Below are 11,057 nucleotides of genomic sequence, written 5' to 3' on the forward strand. Positions count from 1 at the left end.
AAAGGGTTTTTGCCGAGAATTCTCGCCAAATATAGGCGTTTATATAGTGAAAAGCACTGGCTGATCTTTTTTACACTGCGACCATCAAAGCTATGTACAACAAACGTCAGCGGTTATCCGCGATGAGGGCATCAACATGCGCGTTCTGGTCTTGGGTAGCGGCGTCATCGGCACCGTCAGTGCTTATTATCTGGCCCGTGCCGGGTTTGAAGTGGTGGTGGTCGACCGTCAGCCGGCGCCAGCCATGGAAACCAGTTTCGCCAACGCCGGCCAGGTGTCGCCGGGTTATGCCTCGCCGTGGGCCGCACCGGGCGTACCGCTCAAGGCCATCAAGTGGCTGCTGCAGCGCCACGCGCCGCTGGCGATCAAGGCCACTGCCGACATTGACCAATACCTGTGGATGGCACAGATGCTGCGCAACTGCACCGCCAGCCGCTATGCCATCAACAAGGAGCGCATGGTGCGCCTGTCCGAGTACAGCCGTGACTGCCTCGACGAGCTGCGCGCCGAAACCGGCATAGCCTACGAGGGCCGTAGCCTGGGGACCACCCAGCTGTTCCGCACCCAGGCCCAGCTCGATGGCGCGGCAAAAGACATCGCCGTGCTGAAAGAGTCGGGTGTGCCGTTCGAAGTACTCGACCGCGAGGGCATTGCCCGGGTTGAACCGGCCCTGGCGAATGTCACCGACATCCTGGCCGGCGCCCTGCGCCTGCCCAACGACCAGACCGGCGACTGTCAGATGTTTACCGCGCGCCTGGCGGAAATGGCCGAGAAGCTCGGTGTGCAATTCCGCTTCGGCCAGGATATCCAGCGCCTGGACTTCGCCGGTGATCGCATCAACGGCGTCTGGATCGACGGCAAGCTGGAAACCGCCGACCGCTACGTCCTCGCCCTGGGCAGCTATTCGCCGCAACTGCTCAAGCCCCTCGGGATCCGTGCACCGGTGTATCCGCTCAAGGGCTACTCCCTGACCGTGCCGATCACCAACCCGGCGATGGCGCCGACTTCGACCATTCTCGACGAAACCTACAAGGTCGCGATCACCCGGTTCGACAACCGCATTCGGGTGGGCGGCATGGCGGAAATCGCCGGTTTTGACCTGTCCCTCAACCCGCGCCGGCGCGAAACCCTGGAGATGATCGTCAACGACCTTTATCCTCAGGGCGGCGACCTGGCCCAGGCCAGTTTCTGGACCGGCTTGCGCCCGACTACCCCGGATGGCACGCCAATCGTGGGGGCTACGCCCTTCAAGAATCTGTTCCTGAACACCGGCCATGGCACCCTCGGATGGACCATGGCTTGTGGTTCCGGTCGCCTGTTGGCCGACCTGATGGCGAAGAAAAAGCCGCAGATCAGCGCCGAAGGCCTCGATATTTCCCGTTATGGCAGCAAACACCAGGAGTCTGCAAAACATGTCAATCCAGCGCCAGCTCACCAATGACCGCATGAGCCAGGTTGTCGTGCACAACGGCACCGTTTACCTGGCCGGGCAGGTCGGCGACGACATGAACGCCGGTATTGAACAGCAGACCCGCGAAAGCCTGGCCAATATCGAGCGCTTGCTGGACCTGGCCGGAACCGACAAGAATCGTTTGCTGTCGGTGACGATTTACCTGAAAGACATCGACGCCCACTTCGAAGGCATGAACGCCGTCTGGGACAAATGGTTGCCCAAGGGCGTCGCCCCGGCCCGCGCCACGGTGGAAGCCAAGCTGTGCGAACCGGAGATCCTGGTGGAGCTGTCCGTCGTGGCCGCGTTGCCTTAAATACCGGCCCAAACGATCCCTCTCCCGGTGCTGTTGGTGGTTCATGCTGTCAGCCAGCACCGGTTTTTTATTCATGACCGCCTAGAAGCCTGCCGCCATGCGTCCTGCCCGTGCCCTGATTGATCTCCAAGCCCTGCGTCACAACTACCAATTGGCCCGCGAAGTCACGGGGGCCAAGGCCCTTGCGGTGATCAAGGCCGACGCCTACGGGCATGGCGCGGTGCGTTGTGCCGAGGCGCTGCAGGACACGGCTGACGGGTTCGCGGTGGCCTGCATCGAAGAGGCCCTGGAACTGCGGGCCGGTGGGATCCGCGAACCGATCCTGCTGCTGGAGGGTTTTTTCGAGGCCAGTGAGCTGCCGTTGATCGTCGAGCACGATTTCTGGTGCGTGGTGCATTCGTTGTGGCAGCTCGAAGCGATTGAAAAAGCCGCGCTGAGCCAGCCGATCACGGTCTGGCTCAAGCTCGATTCCGGCATGCACCGGGTCGGCCTGCATCCGGCGGATTACCAGGCGGCCTACCGTCGCCTGCTCGCCAGCGGCAAGGTGGCGAAGATTGTCTTGATGAGCCACTTCGCCCGTGCCGATGAACTGCACGATCCCAGCAGCACTGAGCAGCTGGCGATATTCGACAAGGCCCGCCAGGGCCTGGTGGCGCAGATCAGCCTGCGCAACTCACCGGCTGTGCTGGGCTGGCCGCAGATACCCAGCGACTGGGTGCGCCCGGGCATCATGCTCTACGGGGCGACGCCCTTTGACGAACCCAACGCCGTCGCCTCGCGCCTGCAACCGGTGATGACCCTGGAGTCGAAGATCATCAGCGTGCGCGAATTGCCCGCTGGAGAACCGGTGGGCTACGGTGCCCGTTTTGTGACCACGCAACCGACCCGGGTCGGCGTGGTCGCCATGGGGTATGCCGACGGCTACCCACGCCAGGCACCCACCGGTACACCGGTGCTGGTGGATGGGCAGCGCAGCCAACTGGTCGGACGGGTGTCGATGGACATGCTCTGTGTCGACTTGACCGATGTCCCCCTGGCCGGGCTCGGCTCGACCGTGGAGTTGTGGGGCAAGAACATCCTGGCCAGCGATGTTGCCAAGGCCGCCGACATGATCCCCTATCAGATTTTCTGCAACCTGCGACGGGTGCCACGGCTCTATTCCGGGCATTGACGCGCGGCGCCAGCTACCGAAAGTCGCTTCACCGCACAGGATTCGGGTCAAAGTGTTGTAAATACTGAACGCTGTCGCCATGATAACGCTCACTTTCCTCACAACCTGATTCCCTGGAGGCTCCAGCATTGGACGTCGGTGAACGACTGCAATCCATTCGTAAACTCAAAGGCCTTTCCCAGCGTGAACTCGCCAAGCGCGCGGGTGTCACCAACAGCACTATTTCGATGATCGAGAAGAACAGCGTCAGCCCCTCGATCAGCTCGCTGCGTAAGGTCCTTGGCGGGATTCCCATGTCCATGGTCGAGTTTTTCTCCGAAGAAATCCTTCAGGAGAAACCGACCCAGATCGTCTATAAAGCCAACGAACTGATCGACATCTCCGACGGCGCCGTGACCATGAAGCTGGTGGGCAGGGCACATCCGAGCCGGGCGATCGCCTTCCTCAACGAAATCTATCCGCCTGGCGCCGACACCGGTGAAGAGATGCTCACCCATGAGGGCGAGGAAACCGGGATCCTGGTGGAAGGGCGGCTGGAACTGGTGGTGGGTGTCGAAACCTTCGTGCTCGAAGCCGGCGACAGCTACTATTTCGAAAGCACCAAGCCCCACCGTTTCCGTAATCCGTTCGACGTGCCGGCGCGACTGATCAGCGCAGCCACACCGGCCAATTTCTAGAAAAAGCGGCGCCGGCCCGTACGGCAAAGGCGCCCAGGGAAGGCACCGTCATCGCAAACAAGACCCTTGCGACTTTGGGGTTGTTTCAGTGTGACGGGCTTACCGCTATACTTGCGCCCGCCTGCAAACCGTGGCCGCAGGCGTGACTAGCCACCATTGAGGGTGTACGCGTGAACCTAATTATGAAAATGCTGGCTGCACCAGCAACCGTATTGGCCCTATGGGCTGCGAGCGCTCAAGCTGCGCCCAACGACGAAATCGCCAAGCGCCTTGAACCCGTCGGCCAGGTCTGCGTCCAGGGCAAGGAATGCAAGGGTATGGAAGTCGTGGCCTCGGCTGGCGGCGGGGCTGCCAAGACGCCGAAAGACGTGATTGCAAAACACTGCAACGCTTGCCACGGCACCGGCCTGCTGGGCGCACCGAAAATCGGTGACAAGGCTGCCTGGAAAGAGCGCGCCGACCACCAGGGCGGTCTCGATGGCATCCTGGCCAAGGCCATTACTGGCGTGAACGCCATGCCGCCTAAAGGCACCTGCGCCGATTGCTCGGATGACGACCTCAAGGGCGCCATCAAAGAGATGTCCGGCCTGTAATACGCCGATATCCCGCGCAAAAAAGCCGCTTACGAGCGGCTTTTTTGTGCCTGGGGTTTTTCCAGGGCTGTTCATCGCAACCAAGACCCGGCAAGCTCGGTCCAACCCACATTCATGGAATGTCCAGGAGGGTCCGATGGTGCAGTTGTGTTCAATCGAACAGGCGGTGGATGACGTGCTCGAGCGTCTGCCCGCGCATATTCATCTCGGCATGCCCCTGGGGTTGGGCAAACCCAACCTGTTCGCCAACGCGCTGTACCGGCGCATCGCACAACTGCCCGAGCGACAGCTGACCATCTACACGGCCTTGAGCCTGGGCCGGCCAAACCTGGGCGACGGTCTGCAGAAGCGCTTCCTCGAACCCTTTATCGAACGGGTCTTCGGCGACTATCCCGAACTGGATTACCTGGCCGACCTGCATCAGGACAGCCTGCCGCCCAACATACGGGTCGAGCAGTTCTTCATGCAGCCCGGCAGCCTGCTGCACAGTGCGTCGGCCCAGCAGAACTACGTCAGCAGCAACTACAGCCACGCGGCCCGGGACATCAACGCTGCCGGCTTGAACCTGGTGGCGCAGTTGGTGGCGAGCGAGCCCCAGCACCCGGATCGCCTGAGCCTGAGCTGCAACCCGGATATCACCCTCGACCTGCTGCCGATGATCGCCAAGCGGCGCGCGGCCGGAGAGACCATCCTCCTGGTCGGCCAGGTGCACAACGATTTGCCCTACATGCCGGGCGACGCGGAAGTCGGCATCGACGCTTTCGACCTGTTGATCGACGAGAAGGACAGCCACACGTTGTTTTCCACGCCGAACATGCCGGTGGGTTTCCAGGATCATCTGATCGGTCTGCACGCCAGTACCCTGGTGCGCGACGGCGGGACGCTGCAGATCGGCATCGGCGCCATGGGCGATGCGCTGACGGCGGCGCTGCTCGCACGCCAGGCCGATAATGCCGGTTACCAGACGCTGCTGGCGGACCTGAACCTTAGCCAGTGGACGCAACTGATCGAGCGCGAGGGTGGAGTCGAGCCGTTTGCCAAAGGGCTGTACGGTTGCAGTGAAATGTTCGTCAACGGTTTGTTGGTGCTGGCCGAGGCCGGAATTGTCCGGCGCAAGGTCTACCCCGACGTTCCGACCCAGGAACGGGCCAACGCCGGCACCCTCGACGAGGCAGCGCAACCTGACGGCATCTGCATCCACGGTGGATTTTTCCTCGGGCCGCGCAGTTTTTATGAACGCCTGCGCGAGTTGCCGCCAAGCCGTCTTCTCGAATTCAACATGACGCGCATCAGCTACATCAACGAGCTGTACGGCCAGGAACAGCTCAAGCGCCTGCAGCGCCTCGACGCCCGTTTCATCAACACGGTCTTCACCATGACCCTGATGGGGGCCGGGGTGGCCGATCAGTTGGCAGACGGGCGGGTGCTCAGCGGCGTGGGCGGGCAGTACAACTTCGTTGCCCAGGGTCATGCGCTGGAGGGCGGACGTTCGATCCTGCTGCTGCGCAGTTGGCGTGAGGCCGGGGGCGAGATCAGCTCGAACATCGTCTGGGAATACGGTCATTGCACGATTCCCCGGCACCTGCGCGACATCGTGGTGACCGAGTACGGCATCGCCGACCTGCGAGGCAAGACCGACGCTGCGGTGATCGAGGCGTTGCTGAATATCAGCGATTCACGCTTCCAGCCCGGGTTGATCGAGCAGGCGCAAAGTGCCGGCAAGTTGCCGAAGGATTTCCGCCTCGACCCGCGCTTCGCCGACAACACATCGGAACGCTTGCAGGCGATCCAGGCACGCCATCCGAACCTGTTTCCCGAATACCCGCTGGGGTGTGATTTCGATGAGGTCGAGCGGGACCTGCTGCGGGCGCTGAACTGGCTCAAGAGCAAATTCAAGCTCACCGAGATCCTGGAGCTGGGCAAGGCCGCGCTCGATGCGCCGCAGCCCTGGGAGTTTGCCGGGCATCTGGAGCGGATGCAGTTGGCCAGCCCTGAAGGGCTGAAGGAGGAGTTGTTTCAGCGGTTGTTGCTGGCGGGGCTCAAGGCGACTGCGCCATAAAGGCGTGCACCTTCCCCTGTGGGAGCGGGCTTGCTCGCGAAGGCGGTGTATCAGTTAGCATTGATGTGGCTGACACACCGCCTTCGCGAGCAAGCCCGCTCCCACAGGGGTATGAGGGGGTTATTCGATGAAGGTCACGACCCCACCGGCCAGTGACTTGACCCGGGCCAACGATTCAACCCGATAGCCCTGGGCATCCAGTTCCGCGCGGCCGCCCTGGAACGACTTCTCGATCACGATCCCCAAACCTGCCACGGTGGCGCCGGCCTGCTTGATGATGGAGATCAGCGCCTGGGAGGCTTTGCCGTTGGCCAGGAAGTCGTCGATGATCAGCACCCGGTCGCTGCTGGTCAGGTGACGCGGGCTGATGGCGACGGTGCTTTCGGTTTTCTTGGTGAACGAATACACGGTGGCCGACAACAGGTTTTCCGTCAGGGTCAGGGACTGTTGCTTGCGGGCGAAGATCACCGGTACGCCCAGGTTCAGCCCGGTCATGATCGCCGGGGCAATCCCTGAGGCTTCGATGGTGACGATCTTGGTGATGCCCGAATCCTTGAACAGCGCAGCGAATTCGTCGCCGATCAGCTTCATCAACTGCGGGTCGATCTGATGGTTCAGGAACGCGTCGACTTTCAGGACCTGATCGGAAAGCACGATGCCTTGTTCACGAATTTTCTGGTGCAGGGCTTCCATGAAGCCTCCTCTGATGACGCGTGAGCGCCTGAAGTCGGTAAAAAAGTAGTCGATTCTAGCGCTTTAACATCGCGCGTATATCCGCCAGGGCGCTGTTGCCGCGAACGACTTTGACTTCCGTCGGCGTGTCGTCGTTGCCTTCCCAGGCCAGGTCGTCCGGCGGCAGTTCATCGAGAAAGCGGCTGGGGGCACAGTCGATCACTTCGCCGTATTGCTTGCGCTTGGCGGCGAAGGTGAAGGCCAGCGTCTGACGGGCCCGGGTAATCCCGACGTAGGCCAGGCGCCGTTCTTCCTCGATGGTGTCGGCCTCGATGCTGGAGCGGTGCGGCAGGATTTCTTCTTCCATGCCCATGATGAACACGTAGGGGAATTCCAGGCCCTTGGAGGCGTGCAGCGTCATCATCTGCACACCTTCGGCGCCGTCTTCCTCTTCCTGCTGGCGCTCGAGCATGTCGCGCAGCACGAGTTTGCCGATGGCGTCCTCGACCGTCATGTCGCCGTCTTCGTCTTTTTCCAGGGTGTTCTTCAACGCCTCGATCAGGAACCAGACGTTGCTCATGCGGTAGTCGGCAGCCTTGTCGCTGGAGCTGTTGGTGCGCAGCCAGTTCTCGTAGTCGATGTCCATCACCATGCTGCGCAGCGCCGAAATCGGATCTTCCCCAGCGCACTGTTCGCGAACCTTGTCCATGAAGCGCTTGAAGCGCGCCAGGCGGTCGGTGAAGCGGCTGTCCAGATGTTCGCCCAGGCCGATTTCGTCGGTGGCGGCGTACATCGAGATCTTGCGTTCGGTGGCGTAGTTGCCGAGCTTTTCCAGGGTGGTGGAACCGATTTCCCGGCGCGGCACATTGATCACCCGCAGGAAGGCGTTGTCGTCGTCCGGGTTCACGATCAGACGGAAGTAGGCCATCAGGTCCTTCACTTCCTGGCGTCCGAAAAAGCTGTTGCCCCCCGACAGGCGATAAGGGATCTGGTGATGCTGCAGTTTCAGCTCGATCAGCTTGGCCTGGTAGTTGCCGCGGTACAGGATCGCAAAATCGCTGTACGGCCGGTCGGTGCGCAGGTGCAGGCTGAGGATTTCCATGGCCACGCGCTCGGCTTCGGCGTCTTCGTTGCGGCAACGGATCACGCGGATCTCGTCGCCGTGGCCCATCTCGCTCCACAGTTGCTTTTCGAACTCGTGGGGGTTGTTGGAAATCAACACGTTGGCACAGCGCAGGATGCGGCTGGTGGAGCGGTAGTTCTGCTCCAGCATCACCACTTTGAGCGACGGGTAGTCTTCCTTGAGCAACATCAGGTTTTCCGGCCGCGCGCCGCGCCAGGCATAGATCGACTGGTCGTCGTCGCCTACCACGGTGAACTGGTTGCGCGTACCGATCAGCAGCTTCACCAGCAAATACTGGCTGGCGTTGGTGTCCTGGTATTCGTCCACGAGCAGGTAGCGGACCTTGTTCTGCCATTTCTCGAGAATGTCGGCGTGGTCCTGGAACAGCTTGACCGGCAACAGGATCAGGTCGTCGAAGTCCACCGCGTTGAACGCCTTGAGCGTGCGCTGGTAGTGGGTGTAGACGATGGCGGCGGTCTGCTCCTTGGGGTTGCGGGCGTTTTCCAGGGCCTCGGGCGGCAGGATCAGGTCGTTTTTCCAGGCGCCGATCATGTTCTTGATCTCATCCACGCCGTCGTCGCCCGAGTACTCCTTTTGCATGATGTCGGTCATCAGGGCCTTGACGTCGGTCTCGTCGAAAATCGAGAAGCCCGGTTTGTAGCCCAGCCGCGCGTGTTCCTTGCGGATGATGTTCAAGCCCAGGTTGTGGAAGGTGCAGACCGTCAGGCCGCGGCCTTCGCCGGCGCGCAGCAGGCCGCCGACCCGTTCCTTCATTTCCCGGGCGGCTTTGTTGGTGAAGGTCATGGCGACGATGTACTGGGCGCGGATGCCACAATTCTGGACCAGGTGCGCGATCTTGCGGGTGATTACGCTGGTCTTGCCGGAGCCTGCACCGGCGAGCACCAAAAGAGGGCCGCCGACATAGTTCACGGCTTCTTGCTGCCGGGGATTGAGTCGGGACATGACAGAGTCAGGGAGTCGTTTGCGAAATGGGCCGGCATTTTAACAGGCTCTGAGAATTGTGCTGCTCTCTCCGACTTGTGACGCACAGCGCATTGTCATTTGCCGCTTTTGTTACTTTCACGCAGGATGTGGGGCCAATCGCGTCCCGCGCAGGATTTGGAGTGGAAAAAAACCACCTAAACCGCGTGTTTGAGAACCATTGGCATTGGTCATTGCCCATGGGCAGGTCATAATGCCCGGCGCCTACCACCTTGCAGAGTCTAGGGAGTCAGCTTGTCAACGCCTGTCGAACCCTTGCGTTTGCTGTTATTGGCCGAAGAGCCTGCGTGGTCAGCAATTTTGCGCGAGTGCCTGGTGCCCTTGGGGCCCTCGGTCGTGTTGATCAGCGCGCCGAGCTGGGAGTCCGTCAGCAGCCTGTTCGAAGACAATCGCAACGCGGTGTTGCTGACCGTTGCGACGTTGCAACCGGCGCCGGGTCGTTGCAGCCTGCCGACCATCCTGTTGCTCGAGCACGAGCCGGCGGCTGCCCCCGACGGCGTCAGCGACTGGCTGGTGCGCGACGTGCTCGACAGCGCGACCCTGCGTCGTTGCCTGCGCCATGTGCGCGAACGCGGCGTGCTGGAAAACACCTTGCAGCGCCTCGCCGAACAGGACCCGTTGACGGGCATTGCCAATCGCCAGGGTTTCCAGACGCTGCTGGCGGCGCGTCTGGCGGAAAACGACGGCCGTGGCCTGGCGCTCGGTCACCTGGACCTGGACAACTTTCGTCACGCCAACGACGCCCTCGGCCACCAGGCCGGTGACCGCTTGATCCTGCAAGTGGTGTCGCGGCTCAAGAGCTCGCTCGAGGCCGGCGATCAATTGGCGCGATTGGGCAGTGATGAATTCGCCCTGTTGATCGACACCCGCCGCGCACCTCAGCGGGCCGAGTGGATGGCCGAGCGTATTACCGAAGCTTTGGCCGAGCCCTACTGGGTGGACGGTGAAAGCCTGCTGATCGGCTGCAGCCTGGGCGTTGCCCACGCCCGCGCCCAGGCCGGCGCTGATCCACTGATGTGGCACGCCCACATCGCCATGCAGCAGGCCAAGAGCACCCAGGGCTGCACCTTTCATATCTTCAACGAGCGCATCAATCGCAATGCCCGCAGCCTCGCCGACCTGGAAAGCGAGCTGCGCCGGGCACTGCGCCGTGACGAGTTGGAACTGCATTACCAGCCACGGCTGAACCTCGATGGCGGCCACATCGTCGGTCTCGAAGCTCTGGTGCGCTGGCGTCACGGCGAACGTGGCTTGCTGCCACCCAGTGAGTTCGTGCCGCTGGCCGAACAGAGCGGCCTGATCGTGCCGCTGGGCTACTGGGTGATTTCCCGCGCGCTGCGGGACATGCAGGCCCTGCGCGAGCGGGGGCTGGCGCCGTTGCACATGGCGGTCAACCTGTCGTTCCGGCAGTTCCAGGACAGCCAGTTGCTGCCGACCCTGAGCCGGTTGATCGCCGAGCGGGGTGTCGAGGCCCAATGGCTGGAGTTCGAACTCACCGAAACCGCCGTCATGCGCCGTAGCGAGCTGGTCAAGCAGACCATGGATGCCCTGGGCCGCCTGGGGGTGCGCTTCTCCCTCGACGACTTCGGCACCGGCTTCTCCTCGTTCGTGCACCTCAACAGCCTGCCGATCGCCTTGCTCAAGATCGACAAGAGCTTCGTCGGTGGCATGGAGCAGCGCGAAGAGAACCGCAAGCTGGTACACGCCATGATCAACCTGGCGCACAACCTCAACCTGGAAGTGGTGGCCGAAGGTGTGGAAACCCGGGAGCAACTGGACCTGCTACGCGGTTTCGGTTGTGACCAGGTGCAGGGTTTCCTGATCAGCAAGCCGTTGCCGTTGCCGGAGTTGGTTGAGTACTTGACCTTCGAGGGTGATCAGCAGTCGATGCTGGAAATCAGCTGACACAAAACCCTGTGGGAGCGGGCTTGCTCGCGAAGGCGGTGGGTCAGTCGATATATGTCTGGCTGATACACCGCCTTCGCGAGCAAGCC

General features: G+C 61.9%; 9 protein-coding genes. 7 read left to right on the top strand and 2 right to left on the bottom strand.

Annotation, left to right across the window (positions count from 1 at the left end):
• The first annotated feature begins 136 nt into the window (after positions 1-136).
• The 6 genes from dadA (at position 137) to CFII68_RS21755 (ending at position 6,266) form a co-directional block, all read left to right on the top strand.
• A complete protein-coding gene (gene dadA, locus CFII68_RS21780; RefSeq protein ID WP_018602584.1) occupies positions 137-1,441 on the top strand; it encodes a D-amino acid dehydrogenase in 1,305 nt (434 codons plus the stop codon).
• Positions 1,413-1,766: a RidA family protein gene (locus tag CFII68_RS21775; RefSeq protein WP_018602587.1), complete on the top strand. Its 354-nt coding sequence runs from the start codon at positions 1,413-1,415 to the stop codon at positions 1,764-1,766. The genes dadA and CFII68_RS21775 overlap by 29 nt, the downstream gene beginning before the upstream one ends.
• 97 nt (positions 1,767-1,863) lie before the next feature.
• The gene (alr, locus tag CFII68_RS21770) at positions 1,864-2,937 is read left to right on the top strand and encodes an alanine racemase (RefSeq protein ID WP_018602588.1); all 1,074 of its coding nucleotides are present in this window, start codon (positions 1,864-1,866) and stop codon (positions 2,935-2,937) included.
• 128 nt (positions 2,938-3,065) lie between these two features.
• Positions 3,066-3,614, top strand: a complete 549-nt coding sequence (locus tag CFII68_RS21765; protein ID WP_003206841.1) for a cupin domain-containing protein — start codon at positions 3,066-3,068, stop codon at positions 3,612-3,614.
• A gap of 182 nt (positions 3,615-3,796) precedes the next feature.
• Positions 3,797-4,207: a cytochrome c5 family protein gene (locus tag CFII68_RS21760; RefSeq protein ID WP_018602590.1), complete on the top strand. Its 411-nt coding sequence runs from the start codon at positions 3,797-3,799 to the stop codon at positions 4,205-4,207.
• Positions 4,208-4,343: 136 nt separating this feature from the next.
• Positions 4,344-6,266, top strand: a complete 1,923-nt coding sequence (locus CFII68_RS21755; protein WP_018602592.1) for an acetyl-CoA hydrolase/transferase C-terminal domain-containing protein — start codon at positions 4,344-4,346, stop codon at positions 6,264-6,266.
• A gap of 120 nt (positions 6,267-6,386) precedes the next feature.
• On the opposite strand, the gene CFII68_RS21750 is transcribed toward CFII68_RS21755, so the two are convergent.
• Positions 6,387-6,959, bottom strand: coding sequence for a xanthine phosphoribosyltransferase (locus CFII68_RS21750; protein ID WP_018602593.1), 573 nt, complete (start codon positions 6,957-6,959; stop codon positions 6,387-6,389).
• A gap of 55 nt (positions 6,960-7,014) precedes the next feature.
• Positions 7,015-9,024: a DNA helicase Rep gene (rep, locus tag CFII68_RS21745; RefSeq protein ID WP_014340843.1), complete on the bottom strand. Its 2,010-nt coding sequence runs from the start codon at positions 9,022-9,024 to the stop codon at positions 7,015-7,017.
• Positions 9,025-9,297: 273 nt separating this feature from the next.
• Between rep and CFII68_RS21740 the strand changes: the two genes are divergently transcribed.
• On the top strand, positions 9,298-10,968 hold the full coding sequence (locus CFII68_RS21740; protein ID WP_018602594.1) for a bifunctional diguanylate cyclase/phosphodiesterase: 1,671 nt from the start codon (positions 9,298-9,300) through the stop codon (positions 10,966-10,968).
• The last annotated feature ends 89 nt before the right edge of the window (positions 10,969-11,057 follow it).

Source organism: Pseudomonas sp. CFII68, from assembly GCF_000416195.1.
In the GTDB taxonomy this organism is placed as follows: Bacteria; Pseudomonadota; Gammaproteobacteria; order Pseudomonadales; family Pseudomonadaceae; genus Aquipseudomonas; species Aquipseudomonas kilonensis.

Excerpts from the sequence above, each read along its gene's own strand:
- dadA (WP_018602584.1), top strand. The coding sequence starts at position 137 with ATGCGCGTTCTGGTCTTGGGTAGCGGCGTCATCGGCACCGTCAGTGCT.
- CFII68_RS21775 (WP_018602587.1), top strand. The coding sequence starts at position 1,413 with ATGTCAATCCAGCGCCAGCTCACCAATGACCGCATGAGCCAGGTTGTC.
- alr (WP_018602588.1), top strand. The coding sequence starts at position 1,864 with ATGCGTCCTGCCCGTGCCCTGATTGATCTCCAAGCCCTGCGTCACAAC.
- CFII68_RS21760 (WP_018602590.1), top strand. The coding sequence starts at position 3,797 with ATGAAAATGCTGGCTGCACCAGCAACCGTATTGGCCCTATGGGCTGCG.
- CFII68_RS21755 (WP_018602592.1), top strand. The coding sequence starts at position 4,344 with ATGGTGCAGTTGTGTTCAATCGAACAGGCGGTGGATGACGTGCTCGAG.
- CFII68_RS21750 (WP_018602593.1), bottom strand. The coding sequence starts at position 6,959 with ATGGAAGCCCTGCACCAGAAAATTCGTGAACAAGGCATCGTGCTTTCC.
- rep (WP_014340843.1), bottom strand. The coding sequence starts at position 9,024 with ATGTCCCGACTCAATCCCCGGCAGCAAGAAGCCGTGAACTATGTCGGC.